Source organism: Mesorhizobium sp. M6A.T.Ce.TU.002.03.1.1 (assembly GCF_003997275.1).
Classification (GTDB): domain Bacteria; phylum Pseudomonadota; class Alphaproteobacteria; order Rhizobiales; family Rhizobiaceae; genus Mesorhizobium; species Mesorhizobium mediterraneum.
Genome location: NZ_RZTI01000049.1, coordinates 1 through 23,450, shown reverse-complemented (window position 1 = coordinate 23,450; position 23,450 = coordinate 1). Strand labels below are relative to the sequence as shown.

The window sequence follows — 23,450 nt, the reverse complement described above, 5'->3', positions numbered from 1 at the left end:
CTTGCGCCGCTCGCCTGCCCTTGGGTGCTTGTGATGACATGATACCGATGACCGATGACCCCGCAAAACACGTCGCTCTCCGGGCTGGGAACCGCACGGCTCGCGGCAAAGGAGGAACGCTATGGCGGTCGTGGCACCGTCGTGGACACCGAGGCGCGATCATGTCCGTGACGTGCAGTGCTCCAGCGACGGTGCTGGCGATCTTCCGATGGTTGTGCGCACACTGCCGGGCGGCTTTCGCCATGGGCTTGGGATCTCGCCTCCGACGTATTTTGCCGGTTTCACCTGCCGAAAAACGGACCCGTCGCCTCCTACAATTGCAGCGAAGCGACCCGAACCGAGCCCGGGTGCCAAGCCCCGAGTTCGATTGTGCAGCGCCGCAGCCAGCTCGACGCCCCAAGCTCCGCGAGGTTATCGTTTCCGACTGCACCAAGCTCGGGCCGGCTGACACAACCCCTCGACGGGCCGCGAAGTAGCAGGATCTATCACTACTCAGTCAGCCTTCCGCTGCGGTGCCCGAGCGCCTGCCTCGCAGCATACATGGTCGGTGAGCGCTTGCCCGGAAGGTTGGCCTCGAGAACAAGCTGTTCGACAAAGCCTTGGTTAATTTCAATCTCCACGCATTGGTCGAGTTTATCAACGATCCAGACAGCATAACCTGCATCTTCTTTCAATTTGTAGTCGGAGTCATCCTTTGGAATCTCCAATTCTGGGAACTTATTAACTAGCATTATCTTGGGTTTTGGCAGGTCAAATGTATGACCTTCGTAGGCGTAGCCGACAATCAACCCGCAAGAAAGCTCTTTCTCTGGCTTGCTGCCCAGCATATATGTTTGTGCAGTCACAGTCACAACGGCTGTGCCAAATTCCTTTATATCCAATTTAATACTGAAGCTGGCTCTTATCGGTATACTAGGCAAGTTGCCTTGGCCGAGCATTATGCCGCGGCGGACCTTATTCGATGTGGCTTTCTTAAGTACTTCTTTCGCTGCGTTGACTTCCCGTTCGTCGGCGCTAACGTCATGTGCTGTTTGGACATAAATGTTGGTGTTCGAGATTTCGCTGGCCTGTCCGGGAATGGAAATACCAATTTCCGCCTCAATTCCGTAGAGCCTGACCTGCGTTGCATTGTATGCACCGTTGGGGAATGTCAGTGTCGGACGGTGATAGTCGTCACTCATGTCAGTCCTCCTCGCTTTGACAATTCAGTTCATGAAATTTCTCGCCACCTGAAGTTTTCCTCGAACTTAGCGCCCAGCGCTGGCGCGATGCGGCTGCCGGCTTCGGCAATGGCCATCGCGGCATTCTCAAATGTCAGATCGTCCGCATCGAGGCCGGACCAGGCCCGTGCGAGAGCCAGCGCCACGTCGTCCCGCGCGCGGGTGAGCGCGCTCTTGAACAGGAACGGCCTGGCACGGAAGGCCAGCGCTGTGAAATCCGAGATGAGCTGCATGGCGGCCTCGTCGATATCCCTGATGTCGATATCGAGAAGCCGCTCGTCGGCTAGTCCATCACCCACGAGATTTGCGTGATAGGTGTCTACGATCGTATCGAATACCGCCCCCGTGAAAGGCCGCGACCTGTCATGGATTTCGTCGGAGACTTCAGACATGCGGCGCGAATTGCTGGCGAGGCGAATCTGCCGGTCACCGATCAGTTCGGCGATGCGGTTGAGTTCGTTCAGGACGAGGAGGTTGCCGTTGCTGTGGCGGAGCAGCCGGTCGAGACCGCTATCGAAATGCAGGAAGGACAGAAGCGACGTTATGTCGGCGCTCGCCTCATGGAACGACGCGAAGTCGCCGGTCTTCAAGCCATTTGCCGGCACTCCAAAAAGGGAAAACAGAATCGCGTGGCCGACCTCATGCGCAATCGTATCGAAGTTGAGGGCATAGGGATAATTTCGACCGTCGGGCGCCCTGTCCACGCCGAGTTCCAGATAACCGTAGCCAGACTGGGCGTTGTTCCAGTCGACCCACGGAATGATCTCCAGCCGCTCATAGGTTTCGGCGAAGTACCAGGTAATCGGCCGCCCAAGGTAGCTTTCCCAGATGTCCAGGACCCGGCTGACTGCCCCGAAGGCGTGTGCCGCCAGGAACTGACGTGAATTCAATGAAATCCGGTCGAAGTGACCGTCGTAGGCGGGTTCCGCCGACGGGAAGACCTCGCCAACGAAGGGCGGCAGATAGGGATACTCGTAAGGTTCCTTGTCGAGGAGCGGATCGCGGACATAGATGCGATGGTCCTCCGGACCGGGGCGTAACCGGCCCGGCGGGGTCGATATCCAGACGGTCTCGGGTGTGCCGTAATTGGCAAGGTGGGGCACCTGCGGAAATAGCAGGAAGCGCGTGCCGACGGAGCGACTTTCATCGTTGGATCGATCGAGCGTTCCTAGTAGCTCAGCCCCTCTCATTTTAATACATTAGCAAAATCTTACGTATTGTAAATTGAGATTGAGAATTCTCGCCCTGATGCTTTCAAATCTCTAACCCGGCTTCGTCGAGATCCTTAAAGAAAGCCGCCGTCAATTGGAAATCTGGCAGGGGTGCAGGCTCCTTGAATAAACCGTGATCCAATAGCCGGAGTGCATCACGCGCATCCTGCTTCTTTTGCTGAACGAAAGCTGCGGCGAGGATCTCCTGATATTTCTCGACAACGAGATCACCTTCGCATGACAAGGCGTCACCGACCATGCGGGCGAGCGTGCGCTCGCGAAAGTTGAGAGCTCGCGCGGCGCGCTCCAGGCTGGTTCTGTATTCAGCCGAAATGATGCCTCGACGGCAGGCCCTGCGAACAGTCATGCGAAGATCGATCAGCGCGTGGGTTATGGGCGCGGAGTTTACCCCCCATGGTCCGTGCAGCACGGCCACTGCATCGTCAGGCGCAAACGCAAAACGACGATACCACCGGTAGATGAGCCCCACTCCCTGCATGTATGGAAAGAGTTCCGCAGCGCGAAGAGCCCCCATGCTCGCCGCGCCTATTACCGGAACACCTTTCGCTATTGCCCAAAGGATTTCCTTGTGCCGGACCGCCGGCTCCGACTGAAAGCCGCCGTCGATGATGACTATCGCACTCGGATCAAAATGCTGCACGGCCGCAATGATCGAACCCTGCACAGCCGGCGGAAGGCAGATCGCCTCCACCACTTCCAGCACTTCGCCCTGTGACAGGGTGGGACCGGCAAAGACCAGCTTGGGACGCATTTGCCTAGCCATGCAACAGCGGCGTTAAGGCCGGTATGACGATCCTTACGACTGACAGGTCGCCGAGCGGTCTCGTATCGAGCTGAATCATGTACACTGTATCGATTCCTGCGCCCTCGATCTTTGCGAGAAGAGCGGACATCCTATTTCCGGCGCTGGTGTAATTCTGCCCGGCAATCGCATGGAAATGTACGTCGCGAGGGCCGTCGGACAGGAGGCGTCGGTGCGCCGCAATTTTTTGCCAGTCGGGATATTTTGGATAGGACGCGCGCGTCAGGTCATCACGGGCGCCGGAGATCGCCGTCAGTCGCGACTGCGCCGCCTCGTAGATTGCGTGAACGATCGCGGACGCGGCATCGAAACCTGCAGCCGAGCCCTCTGCCGGATGGTGAAGAATTGCAGTTTCCGGCGGCCGATCCTCCATGAGATGGCACCAGATCACCGGTAGTCCCAGCGGTGAGGGGGCGTGCCAAAGCCCGACCAGCAGGCCTTTGGCTTCCAGGCTTTCGAGAAGGCTCGCAACTGTCGGATCGTCGATCGTTCTCGGGTCAATTCGACGGCGCTGGAAAAAGCCATGGATTCGCTCCGCCCGCGTGAGTGCGTCGCGCTCGATGCATTCCATTATCCCGTGCAGAATAGAGTCTGTTTCCTCGAAGGAGGCCGCCAGGCCGGACGTCGATGAAGCGAAGATTTCCTCGTGGGGCCGCGGCGGGAACACGTAGGCAGTGTGTACAAGCTCGAATGGGACCCAATCCTGCAGACCACCCTTGAGGATATTCTCGGCATGAATCCAAGCTATCTCCCTGCTGCGCCAGCCCGGGTCGACACCTGGCTGGAGATGGGCTTCGAATCTTTCAGGAGGAATATTCAGGGAGTCTGCGGAGGCCGCGATGGGGTCGTAGTGCGCCAAGCGCTCGGCAAAGTAGGACTCTGCGGCCTCGAGAATGGCCGATACCGCAGCTTCGGTTCTGGTCGGCCCCTTGCCTTGCGAAACGGAATTTAAAAGGGAGAAAGGCCTGACCGCCTGAACCACGGGTATGTCGAGCACGTCGAGACCTGTGATGTCTGCAATCCGTGTGATGCCCAAGAGCTCGCGCATCGTCATTAGCCGCATGAGTGCTTCGCGCGGCGGAGGACCCGAGCGCTCGTATCGTTCCAGCATGGAGGCTCCCGATCTCCCAGCCGCGCAGGCTAGTGGCGCAGGCTTGGTTCTAGATTGACGAACAACGCCGCACCTTGCTCGATGGCTGATTTCGCCAGGTCGACGCGACTGCGGTACTGCCGGGATAGTTCCTCTGATACGCCCCATGTCCTGAGCATCTCGTATGCATTGAGCAGGATTGGCACCGCGTTTTGCTCATCGGCGGTAGCCAGGCTTTTGGAGAGCGCGGCAACAACCTCCATGCCTGAGGAACCTCTAAGTAGAAGGAGATGGGCCTTTCGCCGATAGAGTTCGGCGAGCCAAGAAAGACTGCCACCTGCTTCGGCTTCCGCAGCCGCGGAAGAGACAAGCGTAAGGGCCTCGTCAGTCTCGCCTGTCCGGGCCAGAAGTTCCGCCAGCATGCCGTAATAGACAGGATAGTCTTCCGGCGTCTGGAGTTCGCCGTGGATCGCGAGGCCCTCTTTGATCTGGTCCCTGCCTTGCTCTACCCGAGCAGCATTTCCTTCGCACCAGCCTTCGAGAATTTGCGCCAAGGCGGCAAGGGAGGGCAGATGGTGGCGCTTCGTCAATTCGCGGATATCGGCGATGACGCCTCGCAGCGCCGAGAAATCGCGGCGATAGCAATCAAGCATCGCTTCGTTGATGTAGACATGGGCGATACTACCAACATGCGCCGTTTGCATTGCCCAGCGCCTGGCTTCAGCCAACGACCGAACTGCGCTTGCGGCCCGGCCGGTAAACCATTGAGAGAGACCCCTATGCGACAGGCCGCAGACTCTGGCGTCGTGGCCGCCGAACAGAGTGGCATTCCCTGCCCTTTGGCCCGTCCCATAGAGCGCAAGTCCTTCGTCGACCGCCGCGATGCAGTTCTTGTGATGCCCAAGATTGAATTCGATTGCCCAAACGCAGTGTCTGGCCTGAAACTGCACTTCGGGGTCGTCGACATCCCTGAGGTCGGTGAGGACGGCCCGTGCGCGTTCCCCGTCGATGGTGGGGCCGGTGAACCACCAACCCCAGTAGATCGGAAACCACTTCGCACGCTCGGCGAGTGGCCGCCGCCTGGCGATCTCTACCCCGTCCTCGTAAAGTTTGCGGGCCGGCAGCGAGTTTGGACCTTCCGTGGCTGTAAGTATCGGCCCGAGCGGCATCATCGCGGCGAGGCGCAAAACATCCTGCTTGTCCGGCCCTCTCACTCGCTGGCAAAGGGTCATGGCATGGTCGAGAATCTGTCTCGCCTCGGCCATTGCAGAGCGGACGTAACTTTCCCGGCCGGCTGCGATGAACTGATCGATCGCTTCCTCGATAAGGCCAGCGCGTTCAGCATGTTCTGCCAGTTCAGCCGTACCCAGCCACGGGGCCAGATTTCGGTCGCGGCCGACAGCGGAGAAAAGCGACTGATGGAGGGCCTGCCGTCTCCTCCGCAGCAATGCATTGTAGATTGTCTCCCGGATCAGGGCATGACGAAATCCATAGTCGGGCTCGCCGGAAGGCCTGACCCGGATCAGGAATCCCGCCTCGATGAGGGTGTCCAGTGCATTCCCGATCGTCTCGTCACTGTATTCCGGCAACAGCTTCTGGAGCAATTCCAGATTGAAACGATTGCCGGCGACGGCGGCCGCTCGTGCCACATCCTTTGCAGGGCCCAGGGCTTCCAGCCTGGCTTGAAGGATGCCTTCAAACACCGATATTCGGCTCGATGAGCCGGCCGGCGCAAGGCGATCCGTTATGGAGGCTGCATTCTCGGCGATCCATTGGCAGATTTCCTCGATGAAAAGAGGCACGCCCCCGGTTACCTCCTCCACCATGCTAATGAGTTCCGAATGCGCGGCTGCCCCGATTTCCGGCCGCATGGCCATGATCGCCTGTCGCGTTTCCTCGCGATCGAGCGGCTTCAAAGTAATATGCGGCAAGTCCCGGAACCCTAAATAAGTCCCAGGTCGCGCAGTCATTATGAGAAGCACGGGCACCCTATGGATGAAGAGTGCAAGTTCCGCCAGCAATTGCCTCGACGTGAGGTCGATCCAATGTATGTCTTCGACAACCAGGATGAGTGGTCCGTGTTCGCATATGGCTTCTATGCTTCTGCGAACTGCCCAGGCGGCTTTCTCCCGGATGACCTTGAGATCAGCCTCCTTCAGACCGGGATTCGACCCTTCAGCCCCAAGTAGAAACGAGAAGATGTCGACCACTTCGTCATCGTGAACGCTTTGATTTGCGAAGACCTGCGCTACGTCTGAAGTCTCCAGCCGACCCTCTTTGCCAGCCAGGTCACTCCGAACATTTTGCAGCAGAGGATAAAGGGCCGAGTGGGAGCCGCCGGGCTGACATTGAAAAAGCAGCAATTTTGCCCGCTGAAAGCGTGTCTTCTTGCGGACTTCATAAAGCAGGCGAGACTTGCCGATACCGGCCTCACCCTGAACTAAAATGGCGCCGCCCTTGCCGGCGACGGCATCATGCCAACATGCGGCGATGGTGGCCAGTTCGTCCCCACGGCCTATAAACGTATTGTTCAAGCGCCCGAAGGCGAAGAAGCGGTCAACGTCCCGCTTGTGGCTGATGGCACGCCAAATCCGCTCCGGCTCCGCGAAACCCTTAATAACGTGAATGCCACGAAAACTGAAAACGTGGGACCGCCGCGCCAGATTTCGGGTCTCATCGGACACCAATATTGCATCCGGCTGAGCCATAGCCTGGAGCCGCGTCGCCATGGCCAAAGCAGGGCCGGTGACGCTGGCATGCGCCGGGTCACCGCCGTCCCCGTGAACGAGGGTCATGGATGTGGCAATCCCGACCCGAACATGTAGGTCCGTATGGTCTTTCTCCAGCCCGACCCGCTTGCACGCTTCAATGATTTCGAGTCCTGCCCGGATCGCTTGCGAAGCCGCGTCCTTTGCCTCCATCTCTGCCGGAAAAAGTGCGACACCGCCGTCGCCGGCCTCGCTGTCGACAACGCCCGAGCACGAAGAGATTGCCTGTCTTGCCGCACGCCGAAAGGCCGACATCAGTTCTTCATAGTCCTCGATATCCAAAACTGCGAGCAGGTCGGTTGATCCGACCAGATCATAACAGAGAGCTGTCATAACGCGCCGCTCGCTGCGAACGTCGGACACACTACTGTCGACCTTGCTCAGAACGCCCTTGGCAAGGGCCACGATTGGAGGCTCTACTCGACCCTTTTCCGACATGCTGCGGTGCCTTGGCTGGCGGAGTGGGAGCGATACTATCAAATGCGCTAATATTCACCAGAGCGCTCGGACGACCCTCATCATAAGCGATACTTCGGACGATGTGCGTCACGCTCCCTGACGCCGGTTAGCCTGATGGCATCTTCTCGAACGTCTTCAGCCCGGTTTCCATCCTGTCCCAGGGGAGGGCCCGGATACCGTACGTCACCACGGTCGGATTGAACCGGCCCGGATCGTCAAGGCTTGCTGCATGGACCGTGATCGGGTCCGGCATGGCGGTGTACGTCAGGTAGACAGGGGTTCCGCAGACCGGGCAGAAGGAATGGATTTTCACATTCCCGTTGTCCGCCGCGACACGCCACTCCGTCGTCGTGCCGGTGATCGTCACGTCCGCTCGCGACGAAAACGTCAGATAGGATCCATGACCGGTGCCGCTTCTTTTCTGGCAATCACGGCAGTGGCAGTGGTTCTCGAAGATGGGGGTTGCCTTAGCCTCGTAGCGAACCGCGCCGCACGCGCATCCGCCGGTGTAGAGAATGCTCATGTGCTCGGCTCCCTGTTTCGCGGTCAGGCCGCCCGTTCGGACGCGCGCGGCTTCGCGAAGACATCGATCGCTTGACCCGTTTCGAGGAAGGATTTCAGGCTGGAGAGGACGATCGGCCAGCCGCGCTTGATGCCGTTCGCCATCCCGCTACCGGCTTCGAGCTAGTCATGGGTGACGGTCAGCCGGACCATGGCCTCGTATTCCTCGACCTCGAAGGTCACCCGGCTGTAGCTCGCCGGATCGGACGCCTGCGAAGCGTTTGCCCAGGTGATCACGAGACGGGTCGGCGCGGAGATCTCGACGACCTTGCCGACGAGCTCGACGCTCCGCTCATCATTGGCGCGGATATGCTCCCAGCTCGAACCGGGCTTCCAGTCAGAGACGTTCTCGTGGCCCCAGTAGCGCCGTGCGAGGTCTGGTTTCGTTATGGCCTCAAACACCTTTCCCGGCGTCGAAACGATATAGTAAGTAAAGCTGATCGCTTCCTTGGTCATTGCTAGGCTCCTTTTTGTTTCACGAGCATAGATAGATGGGGGAACCGCGATCGTGTGAGTGACAATCGTGTCGCGAATGGCTTCTGATATGACAGAAGGTTGATGCATGATGCGCTGGCACCTTGCTCATGGACGGCATCTCGATCTTGGCGCGAAATCGTTGCTGATGGGGATTTTGAACGTCACGCCCGACAGTTTTTCCGACGGGGGAGAATTCGATCGGCCGGAGCGGGCGCTCCAGCAGGCGCGGCGCATGATCGGCGAGGGTGCGGCGATCATCGATGTCGGCGGCGAGTCCACCCGGCCCGGCGCCGGCGCCGTTTCGGCGCAGGAGGAACAATCGCGCATCCTGCCGGTCATCGAGGCGCTGTCGTCCGACGGCAGCAGCCTCGTTTCCGTCGACACCTATCGGGCCGAGACGGCGCGTCTGGCGGTCGCGGCGGGCGCACATATCGTCAACGACGTGCATGGCTTGCAGCGCGAACCAGACATCGCGCACGTCGCGGCGGAAACCGGCGCCGGTCTCGTCATCATGCACACCGGGCGAGACCGCGAAAAACTGGCGGATGTGATCGCCGACCAGTTCCTGTTCCTGAACAGATCGCTGGAGATCGCGCGCCATGCCGGCATCCCAGATGATCGGATCGTGCTGGACCCGGGCTTCGCCTTCGCCAAGGATGGAGAGGAAAACCTTGAGCTCATGGCTCGCTTCGGCGAATTGCGCGCTCTCGGTTTTCCATTGCTGGTCGGCACGTCACGCAAGCGTCTTGCCCGTCACCTGGTCGGCGGAACTGACGAGGGGCGCGACGTCGGCACAGCGGCGACAAGCGTCATCCTGCGGTTGAAGGGCGCTTCGATCTTTCGCGTGCACAATGTCGCGGTCAACCGCGATGCGCTGGCCTTCGCCGACGCGGTGCGCGAGCGCGAGCGCGAGACCGTGGAATAGAAGAGCGCGTCAGGCGGGCTCGGTCACGACGCCGATCCGCCGGTAGACGAATTGTTCGTCCTTCGAAGGAACTGCCGCAGCACGCTGGGCTTCGTCGATCAGCATTGCCATGCGCGCATGGATCGGCGATTTCGCGCAAGCCGGGTCCGTCGCGGCGGCATCGCCGGCGATTGCCATCGCCTGGCAGCGGCAGCCGCCCCAGTCGATTTCACGCCGTTCGCAGCTGCGGCAGGGCTGCTGCATCCAGTCGGTGCCGCGAAAGGCATTGAATGCTGGCGAATCGGTCCAGATATCGGCCAGGCTGCGCGGTCCAAAACGCTCGAAGCTGAGCGACGGGATGGTCTGTGCGGCATGGCATGGCAGCACGGTGCCGTCCGGCGTCACCATGAAGGCGTCTCGCGCCCAGCCACCCATGCACGGCTTGGGATAGATGGCGAAATAATCCGGCGGGACGAAATCGATGTTCATGATGCCGGTCAGCCGTTCGCGTGCCGCCGCGACGATCTCCGCCTGCCGTTCAACTGCATCGCGCTCAGGCATCAGTTGATCGCGATTGGTCAGCGCCCAGCCCGCATACTGCACGTTGGCGATCTCGAGCCGCTCCGCGCCCAGTGAAAGCGCTAGATCGATGAATTCCGGCACCTCCTCGATGTTGTGGCGATGGATCGGCGCGTTGATGGTGAGCGGCAGGCCGGCCGCGCGAGCCCGGCGTGCCGTCTCCAGCTTCTTTTCGTGGCCGCCTTTGTGGTTGCCGATGCGGTCGGTGGTCGCCGGCCGTGCGCCTTGAAAGCTCAGCTGCAGATGGTCGAGCCCGGCTTCGGCAAACGCCTCGATGCGGCCTTCGGCAATGCCGACGCCGGCGGTGATCAGGTTGGTGTAGACCCCGCGCGCCGAAAGCCCGGCGATCAATTGCTCGAGGTCGCGACGCAGCGTCGGTTCACCGCCGGACAGATGCACCTGGAGAACGCCGAGATCGGCCGCCTGCAAGAACAGGTCGAGCCAGGTCTGTGTGTCGAGTTCGCGATTGGCCTTCAGCAATTCGAGCGGATTGGAGCAATAAGGGCATTGCAGCGGGCAGCGATGCGTCAGTTCCGCCAGCATGCCGATCGGAGGGAGAAGGGGCTCGCTCATAGCTTCACCAGCAGCTTGTCCGACCATTCCTGCAGGAAGGCGACGACGTCGGCGGCCACGGCCTCCTGTTCGGCGTCATATTCCGCCGCAAGGTCGGCAATGATGTGGCCGACCGTGGATCGCCCATCGCAGCGGCGCAATATGTCGAGGCTGATGTCGTTCGGCCAAAATATTTTCTCGGGCGAAAGCACGGCGAACGCCTGCCGCACCGGGTCGTGCTGTATGCGCACGTGCTTCGGCAGCGATGGCACCGACTGCGGCGACACAATGGCTCTTTCGCGCAGCGCCATCATAGGGCTGCCTCCGGACGAAAGGCGCCGGGCGGTATGTTTCCCGGCTCGCCATAGGCGTGTTGAAGCGCGTCGAGCATGGCCCAGAGTATATCGCATTTGAACACCAGCGCATCGATCGCCTGCTGCTGGCGTTCCGCCGTGTCGGCATGGCCGAGCACGTAAGCGAGGGCGAAGTCGGCGTCGCGCGAGGCCTGTTCGGGCCGTCGGTTGAAATAGGCCAGCGTATCCTCTGTGATGTAATCATATTTGGCCAGCATCGCCGGCACCCGCTCGCCGATGATGAGCGGCGAGAACATCTCGGTCAGCGACGAGGCGACCGCCTCGAACAGCGTCCGGTTCGTGCAAAAGGAGAGGTAAGCGCCGACCGCGAAACGTGTCGCCGGCAGCGCCAGCCTTTCGCTCTTCACCGCATCGGCATCGAGACCGAGCGAGGTCGCCAGATGCAGCCAGCGCGCAATGCCGCCGCTCCAGCCGTCCTCGCCGTCGTGGTCTTCGATGCGTTTGCGCCAGGCGGCGCGAAACGCCGGATCCTCGGCATGTGCGAGGATCATGGCATCCTTGCGCGGGATGACAGCCTGATAGCAATAGCGGTTCAGCGCCCAAGCCTGCATCTCGGTCCTCGACAGCGCACCGCTGGTCATCCTGTGATGGAAAGGATGGCGGTTGTGATAGCGCTCGGCACCGACCTGCCGCAGCACGGCTTCGAGCTCGCTGGAGGACAGGCCGTTCCTGGCCGCGTCGTGGAAATCGTTCAAAATTCCATCTCCATCCCGTCGCGGGCGACTTCCCAGCCAGCCGCTTTGACCGCTGCGTGTTCGGCGGAATTCTCGTCCAGAACAGGATTGGTGTTGTTGATATGGACGAAGACACGGCGTCCGATCCTCACATCGGCCAAGCCGGCGATCGAACCCGCGTCTCCCGACATTGCCAGATGCCCCATGCGCGCACCGGTTTTTTGACCGACGCCGGCAGCAATCATCTCGTCGTCCATGTAGACCGTGCCGTCGAACAGAAGGCAGGCGGCATTGGCTAGGCGCGCGCGCAAGGTCGCATCGATGCGCGCGCAGCCCGGTATATAGATGACGGAGCCGCGCCGGCCGGCGCCGGCGATACGGACGCCAATCGTGTCGCCGGCGTCGGAGCTGAAATTGGCGTCCGGCTGGCTTCTTTCCTCGAGATAGAGCGCTATCTTCCCGGGCACGGGAAAGCTCTCGACAGCAACGCCGGTGTCGTGGCCGTCTGCATCGCAGATCGCCAGTTCTTCTCCCGGCGGTAAGATGCGTCGCGGCACGAGCGACGGATCGAGAACATTGAAAATCGAATTCGCCTCCAGCGTCGCCAGAACCTGTGTCGTTGCATAGATAGCGAAAGGCTGCCGCTCACGCAGGCTGAGCAGGCCGGCGACATGATCGACATCGGCATTGGTCAGCACCACCGCACGGATAGGCGTCGAACGCAGCGGCGCATCGAGCGCGGGCTGCAATTCGGGCGTTTGCGCAATCTGTTGGCGAATATCGGGCGAGGCGTTGAAGAGAACCCAGCCGGCCCCGTCCGCTGACGCGGCGATGCTTGATTGGGTTCGCGAATGCACGCCAGCCACCCCGCTGCGAGCCGCGCGGCTCAGGCGATAGTTGCAATTCCATTGCGGAAAGCCGCCGCCTGCCGCCGAGCCGATGATCTTCAAGCGCATTGCAATGCCCGCTCTGCGGCTTGTTCAACCAGCAGGAAATTTTCGGCCGTGAATGGCTTCGCGCCCGCGTCGAACGCGTCAACGCCTTCCACGAAGATCTCACGCGGCAAGAAAGTGCGTGTCCCCGTTGCCAGGGACACGCACCTCTGCGGCCTACTTCTTGGGAGGAATTTCAGCAGGCAGATACCGCGAAATTTCGAAGCCCGCAGCGACTTGGCACATGGTCGGTTTTGTCCAGCTCTTCTTCATGGCATTTCTCCTCTTCTACCAGCCCGAAGGGGCCGATCCTTTTCTCAGTCAACCATTGCTGGGCACCATTGCAATGGCTCGTCCATCAGCTCTCAAAATGGACAAATGAAACGGTAGGTTCTGAAAAATCGAAAAACAAGACGATCGAAATAACAATGCTCATGCTTCAATTGCTGATCACGTAAGGCTTCTTCTCCTCCAGCGGAAGGTTTGCACGCTCCCATCCATCGGCGCCGAGCGGATACCAGATCACCGAACTGTAGCCCCATTCGACGGCCCGTTTCGCGGCATTCCAGGACATCCAGCAATTCGTCATGCAATAGAACAGGATAGCGCGCGACTTGTCGGCACCGGCTTCGGCCGCGAGGCCTTGGCGAAAATAGCTGGCGGTCTCCTCGGAGATAGCGCCGTAACCGACGTTGGCCAGCCAGATGCTGCCCGGGATGTCCTTTCTGATCGCCTCTCTCCAAATCGTTCCTGCCGGCAAATTGGCCGGCTTCGGCGTGTTCGGCATGACGTCGAAGAACACCGCCTTCTTCTCCCGCCACAGCGCCTCGGCCTCTGCCGTCGTCACCACGCTCGCACCTTGCAGCGTCTGCGGCACCGGCGCCCGATATTCGTCCATCCGGTAGCCGCCGGGCTCGGCGATATCGCCAGCCCACATCGGTTCGGTCAGACTGAGAAGGCCCGCAGCGACCAGCAAAATCGTCTCCTTTCCCTTCATACCGGCATCGTCATTGCGTGATCGGATTATCGTGTTCGTCGATCAGCGGCACATTGTAGTCCAGCAGGATCCTGTTGATCTCCGCCTGGTTTTCCCTGATCACCCGGTTGAGCGACCGCTTCCATTCCTGGTCGGATGGACGCACGCCCATGGTGATACGATAGGACATGCGCGAGCCGGTTTTTTCCTTCACCAGCGGAACGATCGTGAGGTCGGCGCCGAGTTCCTTGGCATAGTAGCCTGCCATCGGTCCCCAAATGACCGCCGCGTCGATCTTGCCGGCGAGCATGTCCTTGATCATGACCTCCCCCATGGAAGGGGTGAGGCGCGTATCCACCGCCAAGGGATAGATTTTTGCCGTTCGCAAGAGCTTGTTGGCAGCCATGTTGGCAGTCGGCGGCGTGCTTTCGACGACACCGATCTTCTTGCCGGTGAGTTTCGGATCCTCGATCGTCTCGACGCCTTCCATGCCGCTGCCCTTCGGGTGCACCAGCACATAGGAGGAGCGATAGTAGGCGTTGGTGTTCTGCACCAGTTCATCGCCCTGGGCATAGCCCATGATGATGTCGCATCGGTTGGCCGCCAGCGTGTTGCGCACGAAGCCGGCGACAAGAGGAAACCACGTGTAGGCGACGGACTTCCGACCGGTTTTCGCTGCAACCAGTTCGGCCAGCTTGTTTTCGAAGCCTTCGCCGCTCTTGTCGGTGAAAGGCATGTTCGAAGGATCGGCGCAGACGCGCAGAATATCGGGGTCGACCAGTTCTCCTGCGGCACCAAGGCCGGCGTCCTGCGCCTGGGCGTTCGAAGGCGGCAAGGCGAGTGCGCCGACGATCGACAGCACAAAACGCAGCTTCAACGCATCACGGCCAGTCATATCATCCACCCATACAGGATGCTTCGGCATCCTTCGCTGCTTGTGGCTTGTCTGCTTTCTTCGGCGGTCTGCCGCGGGGCGCCGCACCGTCGGCGCGGGCGCGGAGGTAGACGTAGAGATCGTCCATGTAGCAATAGACGTTCTTGTTGTCGCCAAAGGCAGGCATGACATTCTCCTTGCCGCCGCCGACATTCTTGCGGCCTTCGGCGACAATCGAGAGGAACGTGCCGTAATCCATGGTTTTCAGGCTGTTGACCAGGGCCGGCGCATAGCTCGAACCGGTGCCGTCCGGTCCGTGACAGACATGGCAATCGGAGTGATAGCGGCGATAACCGCTGAACGTGTACCAATCCACGGTTCCGTTTTCGATCTTGTAGGTCGGGTTTCCGTCCGCGTCGAAATGTTTGCCGGCCTCTTCCGTCACCGCCTTGGCTTTTTCCGCGCTGTCCTCGGCCTGCGCGAGACTTGAGCTTGCCAGAGGCAGCAGAGCCAGGGCGAGGGCGGAAATTACAATGCGAACGGACATTCAGTATCTTCCTTCATTTGCCACGGACACGGGCTTTTCTGTCGTGAAGCGGCATTGATCGATGTTTTAGGGCGCGGCGAAATCGAGAGCCCGGTCCTGGCTTCCCGGTGATCCGGGCTCTCGCTTTTCAAGCCTTGGTCTTTTCACAAGACCCGAGGCGTGTGCCTAAGGTTCCCGAGTGTCAGTCCGGGAGACCGAAGACGGTGAGCTGACCGCCCAGCGTCGTGTAGTCGGCCAGTGCTGCGTAGCCACCGACCGCTCCCAGACCAGCAGTCCCAACGACCGCAGTCTCGTCGCCTTGCTCACGGCCCTGATCGACGGCGCCATGCCAGGCAGCGGCGTTTTCGGGCGAAAGCAGTCCACCTGCCAGACCGATACCGGCCCATCCGCCGACGCCGGACAGAACGGCGATGTACTGCTTGCCGCCATGCTCGTAGGCCGTGATGTTGCCGATGATGCCGGACGGGGTCTTGAACTTGTAGAGTTCATTCCCGTCATGATCGACCGCCTTGATGTAGCCCTCGAGCGTGCCGTAGAAGACGACGTCGCCGTCGGTTGCCAGCGCGCCCGACCACACCGAGAACTTCTCGGGTTTCGACCAGACGATCTCGCCCTTGGCAGCATCCCAGGCAATGAAGTTGCCCATGTGGTCGGCTCCAGGGGGAGGATACATCGACACGGTGGCGCCCACGTAAGGCTGACCGGCAGTGTAGCTCACCTTATAAGGCTCATAGTCCATGCAGACATGGTTTGTCGGCACGTAGAACAGGCCGGTCTTCGGCGAATAGGCCGCCGGTTGCTGGTCCTTGGTTCCAAGCGCCGCCGGGCAGATGCCCGTCGTGTTGGTGTCTTCGCCGTTCGCCTGGGTCGAATATTTGGCCACGACCTGCGGGCGGCCATACTGGTCGCTGCTGGGGTCCATGTTGACTTCCGTCGCCCAGTTCACTGCCGGATCGTATTTCTTGGCGACGAGAAGTTCGCCACTGGCGCGATCCATGGTGTAGGCAAAGCCATTGCGGTCGAAATGCACCAGCACGTCGCGCTTGGCGCCGCCGACCTCCATGCCATCGACGAGAATCATCTCGTTGATGCCGTCAAAGTCCCATTCGTCATGCGGGGTCATCTGGTAGAGCCATTTGGCAACACCAGTATCCGCATCGCGAGCCATGATTGTCATGGACCAGCGATTGTCGCCTGGGCGCTGGACCGGGTTCCATGTCGAGGGATTGCCGGTACCATAGTAAACCAGGTTCAGCTTGGGATCATAGGAATACCATCCCCATGTCGTGCCGCCGCCTGTCTTCCACTGCTCGCCTTCCCAGGTGTTCGTGCCGGAATCCTTTCCGACAGGTTTGCCGAGATGGGTGGTCTTCTCGGGATCGATCAGGGTGTCTGCGTCCGGACCTTCCGAATAGGCTTTCCAGGCGAGCTTGCCATCTGCCAGATTGTAGGCGGCCAACCAGCCGCGAACGCCGAATTCAGCGCCGGAGACGCCGACCAGCACCTTGTCCTTGACGACTACGGGTGCTGACGTGCCGGATTCGCCCTTTCCGCCGTCGGTCTGCTCGCCGTTCTTGACTGACCAGACGACCTTGCCGGTCTTGGCATCGAGCGCCACGACGGTGGTGTCGGCCTGGTTTAGAATGATCTTGCCGTCACCATAGGCGACGCCACGATTGACCGTGTCGCAGCACATGATCCCAATAACATTGGGGTCTTGCTTGGGCTCGTATTTCCAGAGGATCTTTCCGTCATTGTTGAGATCGAGAGCATAGACGGTGTTCGGGAACGGCGCGTGGACATACATCACATCGCCGATAATCAGCGGCCCGCCTTCATGGCCGCGCAGCACGCCAGTGGAGAAGCTCCACTTGACCTGCAGGTTCTTCACGTTGTCCTTGGTGATCTGGTTAAGTTTGGAAAAGCGGGTGTTGGCGTAGTCACCCGTCTGCATCACCCAGTCCTTGGGGTTTTCGGCCATTTTCATTAGTTCTTCATTGGCCGACGTCATGTGGACCGCGCCGAACGACATGAGCGCCGCGGTCGTTAGTAGGTAGGCAGTTTTCGCAAATACACGCATCAAAGTCCTCCCAGGGTTCACAATGACGAATCGTCCGTTGAGCCCACGAGGGCTTGCCCAAGCGATTCATGTGGGGGAAGTATTTCCGGCAGCGTGTCACGACCTAAGCCGAATGAGCAGAGGGCACCGTTACTGCCCATCCCACTTGGCCTACGAAAGACTGTCGCCGCTCCCTAATGACGGTGACGCCCTTGAAGCCGGAAACAGGATGAAGCTATGTCATCCCCAAGCGGAAGGCAAGAAAAATCACTTCCGTCTATGTTGCACTGCAATATAGAGAAATAGATATGAAAAAACTCATACAGAAAGCTATTGATCGACTGTGAATGAGTCTGGATTTATATAAGTTACCCAATTTTGCGTATTTTTTGGACGGAATGTATTAAGTTTTATTTATGAATATTCATTGGATCGTGTAAAATTAAGTATGCGCGTGTCGCTCGGGGTGCCGATAGTGGAGGAGACATGAAATGAAGGTCGGCACCGGGATTCGGAGGGGGTGATCGTGTCGTCGAGGAGGCCTTTTGCCGGCCGGCACGGCCCTGCTCCTTTGGTACTATACGGCCTGCATGAGAACTTGACTGGCGTGGTGGCACGAGGCCAACTGGTGCTGTGATCCGTCTCGATCCATCGGGCTCGATCTGTCACGTCCGGGCCAAACGGAGGGTTCCCCATGCTCAGATATGTCGGCTTTTCGACCTTGCCGCTGTTGCTTACATCGGCCCTGGCCTTCGCCAATCCGGCCGGCGCCGCCGGAGATTATCCGACGGTGACGGTTGTCGACTATGTGCTCGGCTGCATGCAGACGAATGGCCAGACACGTCGGGCGCTGGAGAGCTGTTCCTGCTCGATCGACGTCATCGCCTCGATCCTTCCGTTCGAGGATTATGAAAGGGCCGAGACCTTCAAGAGCATGTCCCTGACGACAGGGGAGCGTTCGGGACTGTTTCGCGAAAGCGCGCCGGCAAAAGCCGCGAGCACGGAACTGAAGCGCGCGCAGGCGGAAGCCGACGTGCGCTGCTTTTAAACAAACGCGTTGCGCACGCGGCTTCAGAGCCCCGTAGCCTCCAGTGGCCATTGATTGCGAAATACCTTGCCATCCGTATCGATAGCTTCGACCTGGATTTGGCCATTGCCGTGCGCCGTGAAATCGAATCGGAAATTGGGATCTTCCGAAATCGATATTCCACCTTCCATCGAGAGAATCGGCCGGTCTGCCTGCGAGATCGATAGTTTCTGAACAAAATGCGCGGGGATGAAATACTGGGTCAGCGGGTTGCGCTGCAGGCCCGAATTGTTCGGGTGCCGGATCATCAGCTGCAATTCCTGTGCCTTTGTCATCGTCTCTTGAGGCGGGAATTGGCGCAGCTTCATCTGCCCCATCGTCGCCAGCGCCTCGTCCTGGTTCTTGACCGCCGGGGCCGAGCATCCGCCCGATGCCTTGACGAAGGTCTGAGCCATGTGGAGCTCGCCACCCTGCGTTTCTGCTATGGCACGCAGATAGGAATAGTCGTTGACGCGCACGCGCGTCGACAGATGCGTCACGCCGGCGTCCTTGCCGATCTGGAACGTCGCCGCCACCGGTGCCGGATTGACGTCGATGATCAAGGTGACGGATTTGATGCCGTCAGGCGCCTTGGCGGGGTCGATATAGATGTCGACGGGCACGATGGCGGCATCCTGCGCCCGCTTCGGTGCCTCGATCCTGACGACGCCGCTATCGACCAGAATTGCCCGATCGCCGAACACGTCGCCTTTCAAATCCTGCCAGATACTGTCCGAAGATGCGGTTGTTTGCTGCGCGTTGGCGGCTCCGGAGGAACCAACGAGCGTGCCAGCAGCCAGGATGATCGCGGCAAGGATGGCTGCGAGCGGCAAGGCGGGCTGCCGGCTCCGGTAAGCGTGGTTCTGCATTTCGATGCCTCCACCAATGTCAGAGAGGTGGTGCCCAGGCTGATGTCGAGGATAAGCCCTTGACGATGCGTTGGCAAATCGATCGACCTCGTCCACTTCCAGCGCTTGTCGTGCGGTCTATTCCCATTCGAGTTCGGCAAAGGCGGCCGTTGCATTGCGCTCATTGTACTCGTCGAACAGATGCCAATTGCCCCGTTCGCTTGCGCCGGCGGTCTTGACTGCCTCGCTGAGCGGCATCCCGTCGGCGATCGCCTTGCGAATGTCGCGCGCCAGAACCTCGAAATAGCGCCGCTCCGCCGTCAGCGCCTCCGGCCAGTCGGCCGGCACCGGGCCATGACCCGGCACGGCGCGCGCGGCGCCGATCGCGGCGAGCGCATCCATCTGGCGAAGCCAGCCGAGCAGCGATCCGTCGAGCGTCGGCAAGGAACCGACGAAAACGAGATCGCCGGCAAACAGCGTGCGGGTCGCGCTGTCGAAGACGGTCAGGTCGTTGTCGGTGTGCGCCGCTTTCCATGCCTGCAATTCGAGCACGCGCCCGCCGAGGTCGAGCTGCAGGCGATCATCGACCAGCATCGTCGGCGGTATGATCTCGACCCCTTTCATGAGCGCGTCGCCGATCTGTTGGCGAAAGCTTTGCAGGTAGAACGCGCCGCGCGCCTCAAGCGCGCGCGGCAGATTGTGATGGCCGACGATGGTCGCGCCGATCTCCCGGAATGCCGCGTTGCCGAAGATGTGGTCGGGGTGCATGTGGGTGTTGATCAGGTAGCGAACCGGCTTGGGGCTTATTTTGCCGATCGCGGCGATGAAGGCGTTCGCCTCGACCATGCTGCCGCCGCTGTCGATGACGGCAACGGCATCGGTCCCGACGACGACGCCCAGGTTAGAGATCGCGCCCTGGTTGGCGGCGTTCATCAATTCATCCACGCCCTGGAAAGCGAAGACGCCGTCGGCGACTTTCCTGACCGTGACTTCAAGGCCGCCGGCAGCGGCAAGAGCGGCCCGCCCGAGGCAACAGGGCAGCATCGCGGCGCTAACCGCGGTGCAGGCGAAGCCGCTCATAAGCTTGCGTCGTACCCTATCGATCGGCATGGCTTCCCCCGATATGCATTCGAGCTGTAAGGCGATCAGACCACGCCCGGAAATTTTTGGTGGAAAGACCGCAAAAGGTCGCTCATCACCTGTGGATTGCGATAGTGCCGCGGCAGCCTTACGTCGAACATGCCGAGCACATGGGCTGGCCGCTGCGCGAGCACGATGATGCGATCCGACAGCATCAGGGCCTCGCGCAGATTGTGCGTGACCATCAGGGCGGTCGTAGGCCGCGCCGACCACACGGTCAAAAGCAGGTGCCGAAGCCGCTCGGCGGTCCGTTCGTCGAGCGAGGCAAAGGGTTCGTCCAGGAAAAGCACTGCCGGTTCGGTGGCGAAGGCCCTGGCCAGCGCTGCCCTGCGCGCAAGGCCGAGCGAAAGCTCCGCCGGATAGAGCGAGCGCATGCCGGCGAGACCGAGCGTGTCGAACAGCCCGTCGAGGTTCTTCGTTCTCAGGCTTTTCGGCAGTGCCAGCCTGACATTCTGCTCCACTGTCCGCCATGGCAGCAGAATCGGCTCCTGGAATACGGCGGCGATCCGGTTGGAGCCGCCTTCAGGCAGTTGGAAGGAGCCGGAAAAATCTTTGTCCAACCCAAGCAGGATGCGCAGCGTCGTGGTCTTGCCGCAGCCCGACGGCCCCAGCAAGCAGGCGAATTCGCCCTGCCGGACCTCGAACGAAAGGTCCTGGAGCGCCGTGATCGAGACGCCCTGCGCGGACCTGAAGGTCTTTTCGGCGATGTCGACCCTAAGCGGGACGACGGCGCCAACGGGTTGCATGTCGTTCAACGGGCTGCACCACAAGAAGTTCGATGACAAGCATCACCGCCACGAAAGCCAGCGTGTAGGCAAGAATGGCGGCGACGTCGAAGAGCTGGAAATAGAGATAGATCTGGAAGCCGACGCCATTGGAACGGCCGAGCAGCTCGACCACCAGGACGATCTTCCAGATGAGGGCGATGCCGGATCGTGAGGCGGCGGCAAGATAGGGCTGCAACTGCGGCAGCAGGACATGGCGTATGCGGTCGAGAAGACCGAAGCGGTAGACGACGGCCATTTCGGCATAGTTCGGATCAAGCGCCCTGGCGCCTTCGCGCATCGTCACCACGACATTCGGGATCTTGTTGACGGCAACCGCTCCAATCGCCGCCGCTTCGTTGAGGCCGAACCAGATATAGGCGAGCACGATGACCACCAGCGCGGGAATGTTGAGAAACAGGATCACCCAGGGACTGAAGAACCGGTCTGCGCTGCGGTAGCTGCCGAGGAGAACGCCGATGACCGAGCCAACGACCATCGCGATGACATATGCCGCGGCAACCCGGCCGAGTGTCGCGCCGAGATGGTAGAAAAGGTCGCCGCTCGCCGCCTCTGCCAGCAGCACCTGCCAGACCTGTCCCGGCCCTGGAAAGGCACGGCTCGGCCAGGCATTTGCCGCAAAACCCCACAGCAGGCAAAGCCCGAGCAGAGAGACCGCGACCGTCAGCACGGGTGTCAGCGCCGTTGCTAGGCTGGATTGGCTGCCGGCCGCAGCACCAGGCGTGCGATCGCCGGTGTCGGGTGCGGTCATTTCGGGGGTTCCTGCCAGAACGTGCCGGGCGCCATTTCGGGCGCGCGGCCGACCAGCTTTTCGCCGCCGATCTCGGCCAGCACGCGGTAGAGCTTGCCTGCGTCGGCCGCATCCTCGGCGACGGGGCGTCTGGGAATGCCGTCGCGATAGCGGTCACGCAGTTTTGCCAATTCCTCGCCTTGTGCGCGGATAATCGGCGCAAGGCGCAGCCACTCATCGTCGGATCTGGCCAGCAAGTCCTTGGACTGCGCTGAGGCCTTGATGAAGCCCCTGATAGCGTCCGGATTCTCGTTCGCCCATTTGTCATGAAAGACATAGCCGAGCGCCGACACCGCGCCCGAGGCCCCGAGCGCTTTCGCTGCATCATCGGCGCCGATCAGCCGACGAAAGCCGTTGGCCTCGAGCCGGGCGCAAAAATGCCAGAAATTGAGCACCGCATCGAGTTCGCCTTGCATCGCCTTTTCCGAAATCAGCGGCGGCGCGCCAAAGACGATGTCGCTGATTGCCGGCAGGTCGAGGCCGTGATCGCGTCTGGCCAGTGCCTGGATCAGCAGCCAGCTTTTATCGAGAGGCCCGCCAGCGACGCCGATCTTTTTTCCCTTGAGATCGGCGATCGTCCGGATCGGCGATTGCTCCTTCACCATGATCGCCCCGACGGCGGTCGAATAGGGGACCAATGTGAGGTCGACGCCTTCCGAGCGCTGGCGCGAGACCCACAGCCAGTCGGAGACGATCATGTCGATCGCGCCGGCCAGCATGGCGACGTTGGTTGCATCCTCGCCGGCGAAATCGATGACCTCCAGATCGATGCCGTTGGCTGCGTCGAACTTGTGCTGTTTCATGGTGTCAAGCGCCCAGCTCACGGTGCCGAACTTCAGCACGCCGATGCGAAGCTTGCCCATGGCGAAGGAGGGGGCCATGGCGAAGGAGGGTCTTGAGGCGAGAGCCGCGGCTGTTCCAAGAGCTGCCAGACGGAGCGTTCCTCGACGCGAAATCATCATGATGCCTCCTCCCGGGCCAGGATAAGCCGGGCGCCGATCAGATCGCACGGTCCTTGCTCGGGGAAGCGCATTTCCAGCGCTTGACCTTGAGGGTCGGGTGTTCCTGCGACCACTTCGCGATTTCGCTGGGCGCCAGCATCATACATTGGAACAGAGAGCCACGGCTCTCGAAATAGAGATGCTCGTCTCGGCAGTTGCCCGGATTGGCAATCAGGCAAACCGTTAGTATGAGGTCGACCATATCCATTCAGCACCTCTTGCGCGCTTGAAGACGCCCGCTTCGGCGAGATCCGGCCCGATCTGCGAGCCTGGACAAAAATCGCCAACTGCCGGAGTCCCGAGGTGCCCATGGAAAACCGGAATGGTTTTAGGCTACGCGTTCGCCCAATGGCCGTCAACAAAGGCGAATGGACAGGGGGCGCCGAAGCCTGAAACAAAAAACCCGCCTCGGCGGCGGGTTGTTGGCGCAAATCAGCGCCGTGAATAAATTCCTAGCATAACTGCCGTCACAAAGCAATGAAAATACGAGGGCAATCGCTTCAGGTTGCACTCCCCTTGCCCAGTCTTCCAGCGGTGGTGGTTAGCGAAAGCCGAAGCGGCATCCAATCTCCCCCCTTGCGGGGGAGATGTCCGGCAGGACAGAGGGGGGGAAGGATCGCCAACTCTCGATTTAACCCATTCCCAACCGGAAACACCCTGAGGCGTGGCTGTAATTGGCTGACAGGCCAGCGGGACAGCACCCCCCTCTGCCCTGCCGGGCATCTCCCCCGCAAGGGGGG

24 protein-coding genes are annotated in these 23,450 nt (G+C 60.5%); 3 read left to right on the top strand and 21 right to left on the bottom strand.

All coding sequences use genetic code 11. The features are described from left to right. Positions 1-488: 488 nt before the first annotated feature. The 7 genes from EOC93_RS16440 to EOC93_RS16410 all read right to left on the bottom strand — a co-directional run bounded on the left by EOC93_RS16440 (position 489) and on the right by EOC93_RS16410 (position 8,588). Positions 489-1,181, bottom strand: a complete 693-nt coding sequence (locus EOC93_RS16440; RefSeq protein ID WP_126105389.1) for a hypothetical protein — start codon at positions 1,179-1,181, stop codon at positions 489-491. Between the two features lie 29 nt (positions 1,182-1,210). Beyond that, positions 1,211-2,323 (bottom strand): hypothetical protein, encoded by a 1,113-nt coding sequence (locus EOC93_RS16435; RefSeq protein ID WP_245457954.1) that lies wholly within the window; start codon positions 2,321-2,323, stop codon positions 1,211-1,213. Positions 2,324-2,474: 151 nt separating this feature from the next. Further along, positions 2,475-3,203: a TfuA-like protein gene (locus EOC93_RS16430; protein WP_164547140.1), complete on the bottom strand. Its 729-nt coding sequence runs from the start codon at positions 3,201-3,203 to the stop codon at positions 2,475-2,477. A 4-nt stretch (positions 3,204-3,207) separates the two neighbouring features. Then, positions 3,208-4,365 (bottom strand): YcaO-like family protein, encoded by a 1,158-nt coding sequence (locus tag EOC93_RS16425; RefSeq protein ID WP_164547141.1) that lies wholly within the window; start codon positions 4,363-4,365, stop codon positions 3,208-3,210. Positions 4,366-4,394: 29 nt separating this feature from the next. Further along, positions 4,395-7,517 (bottom strand): AAA family ATPase, encoded by a 3,123-nt coding sequence (locus tag EOC93_RS16420; RefSeq protein WP_164547142.1) that lies wholly within the window; start codon positions 7,515-7,517, stop codon positions 4,395-4,397. Between the two features lie 160 nt (positions 7,518-7,677). Then, on the bottom strand, positions 7,678-8,094 hold the full coding sequence (locus EOC93_RS16415) for a GFA family protein (protein WP_126105394.1): 417 nt from the start codon (positions 8,092-8,094) through the stop codon (positions 7,678-7,680). A 161-nt stretch (positions 8,095-8,255) separates the two neighbouring features. Further along, complete coding sequence (locus tag EOC93_RS16410) at positions 8,256-8,588, bottom strand: SRPBCC domain-containing protein (RefSeq protein WP_245461476.1); 333 nt, start codon at positions 8,586-8,588, stop codon at positions 8,256-8,258. 106 nt (positions 8,589-8,694) lie between these two features. On the opposite strand from EOC93_RS16410, the gene folP reads away from it, so the two are divergent. Then, positions 8,695-9,534: a dihydropteroate synthase gene (gene folP / locus EOC93_RS16405; protein WP_126105396.1), complete on the top strand. Its 840-nt coding sequence runs from the start codon at positions 8,695-8,697 to the stop codon at positions 9,532-9,534. Between the two features lie 9 nt (positions 9,535-9,543). Here folP and pqqE read toward each other — a convergent pair whose 3' ends face one another. The 4 genes from pqqE to pqqB are packed head-to-tail and all read right to left on the bottom strand — an operon-like array spanning position 9,544 to position 12,648. Beyond that, the gene (pqqE, locus tag EOC93_RS16400; RefSeq protein WP_127205139.1) at positions 9,544-10,665 is read right to left on the bottom strand and encodes a pyrroloquinoline quinone biosynthesis protein PqqE; all 1,122 of its coding nucleotides are present in this window, start codon (positions 10,663-10,665) and stop codon (positions 9,544-9,546) included. Further along, positions 10,662-10,958 carry a pyrroloquinoline quinone biosynthesis peptide chaperone PqqD gene (gene pqqD / locus EOC93_RS16395; protein WP_095488993.1) on the bottom strand — a complete coding sequence of 99 codons (297 nt, stop codon included), beginning with the start codon at positions 10,956-10,958 and terminating at the stop codon, positions 10,662-10,664. Before pqqD ends, pqqE begins: the two co-directional genes overlap by 4 nt. Beyond that, entirely contained in the window at positions 10,955-11,713 is a 759-nt protein-coding gene (gene pqqC, locus EOC93_RS16390; protein ID WP_095488994.1) for a pyrroloquinoline-quinone synthase PqqC, read from the bottom strand. The genes pqqD and pqqC overlap by 4 nt, the downstream gene beginning before the upstream one ends. Beyond that, complete coding sequence (gene pqqB, locus EOC93_RS16385; RefSeq protein ID WP_127205138.1) at positions 11,710-12,648, bottom strand: pyrroloquinoline quinone biosynthesis protein PqqB; 939 nt, start codon at positions 12,646-12,648, stop codon at positions 11,710-11,712. Before pqqB ends, pqqC begins: the two co-directional genes overlap by 4 nt. A 220-nt stretch (positions 12,649-12,868) precedes the next feature. Here pqqB and EOC93_RS34120 point away from each other — a divergent pair, with 220 nt between their 5' ends. Further along, positions 12,869-13,006: a hypothetical protein gene (locus tag EOC93_RS34120; protein WP_164547143.1), complete on the top strand. Its 138-nt coding sequence runs from the start codon at positions 12,869-12,871 to the stop codon at positions 13,004-13,006. 57 nt (positions 13,007-13,063) lie between these two features. Here EOC93_RS34120 and EOC93_RS16375 read toward each other — a convergent pair whose 3' ends face one another. The 4 genes from EOC93_RS16375 to EOC93_RS16360 form a co-directional block, all read right to left on the bottom strand. Beyond that, positions 13,064-13,621 carry a PQQ-dependent catabolism-associated CXXCW motif protein gene (locus EOC93_RS16375; protein WP_095488996.1) on the bottom strand — a complete coding sequence of 186 codons (558 nt, stop codon included), beginning with the start codon at positions 13,619-13,621 and terminating at the stop codon, positions 13,064-13,066. Positions 13,622-13,631: 10 nt separating this feature from the next. Further along, entirely contained in the window at positions 13,632-14,495 is an 864-nt protein-coding gene (locus EOC93_RS16370) for a quinoprotein dehydrogenase-associated putative ABC transporter substrate-binding protein (RefSeq protein WP_164759161.1), read from the bottom strand. Position 14,496: 1 nt separating this feature from the next. Then, a complete protein-coding gene (locus EOC93_RS16365; RefSeq protein WP_095488998.1) occupies positions 14,497-15,021 on the bottom strand; it encodes a c-type cytochrome, methanol metabolism-related in 525 nt (174 codons plus the stop codon). Positions 15,022-15,202: 181 nt separating this feature from the next. Continuing rightward, a complete protein-coding gene (locus tag EOC93_RS16360) occupies positions 15,203-17,101 on the bottom strand; it encodes a methanol/ethanol family PQQ-dependent dehydrogenase (RefSeq protein WP_095488999.1) in 1,899 nt (632 codons plus the stop codon). Positions 17,102-17,774: 673 nt separating this feature from the next. On the opposite strand from EOC93_RS16360, the gene EOC93_RS16355 reads away from it, so the two are divergent. Continuing rightward, positions 17,775-18,128 (top strand): hypothetical protein, encoded by a 354-nt coding sequence (locus EOC93_RS16355; RefSeq protein WP_095489000.1) that lies wholly within the window; start codon positions 17,775-17,777, stop codon positions 18,126-18,128. A gap of 23 nt (positions 18,129-18,151) precedes the next feature. Here the strand turns inward: EOC93_RS16355 and EOC93_RS16350 are convergent, their stop codons facing one another. The 6 genes from EOC93_RS16350 to EOC93_RS16325 all read right to left on the bottom strand — a co-directional run bounded on the left by EOC93_RS16350 (position 18,152) and on the right by EOC93_RS16325 (position 22,918). After that, on the bottom strand, positions 18,152-19,015 hold the full coding sequence (locus EOC93_RS16350; protein ID WP_127205136.1) for a quinoprotein dehydrogenase-associated SoxYZ-like carrier: 864 nt from the start codon (positions 19,013-19,015) through the stop codon (positions 18,152-18,154). A 117-nt stretch (positions 19,016-19,132) separates the two neighbouring features. After that, a complete protein-coding gene (locus EOC93_RS16345; protein WP_127205135.1) occupies positions 19,133-20,104 on the bottom strand; it encodes a quinoprotein relay system zinc metallohydrolase 2 in 972 nt (323 codons plus the stop codon). A gap of 35 nt (positions 20,105-20,139) precedes the next feature. Continuing rightward, entirely contained in the window at positions 20,140-20,880 is a 741-nt protein-coding gene (locus EOC93_RS16340; RefSeq protein ID WP_095489003.1) for an ATP-binding cassette domain-containing protein, read from the bottom strand. Continuing rightward, positions 20,849-21,670, bottom strand: coding sequence for an ABC transporter permease (locus tag EOC93_RS16335; protein WP_127205134.1), 822 nt, complete (start codon positions 21,668-21,670; stop codon positions 20,849-20,851). The genes EOC93_RS16340 and EOC93_RS16335 overlap by 32 nt, the downstream gene beginning before the upstream one ends. Next, a complete protein-coding gene (locus tag EOC93_RS16330; protein WP_127205133.1) occupies positions 21,667-22,671 on the bottom strand; it encodes an ABC transporter substrate-binding protein in 1,005 nt (334 codons plus the stop codon). Before EOC93_RS16330 ends, EOC93_RS16335 begins: the two co-directional genes overlap by 4 nt. Positions 22,672-22,708: 37 nt before the next feature. Next, positions 22,709-22,918: a hypothetical protein gene (locus tag EOC93_RS16325; RefSeq protein WP_095489006.1), complete on the bottom strand. Its 210-nt coding sequence runs from the start codon at positions 22,916-22,918 to the stop codon at positions 22,709-22,711. Positions 22,919-23,450 lie beyond the last annotated feature (532 nt).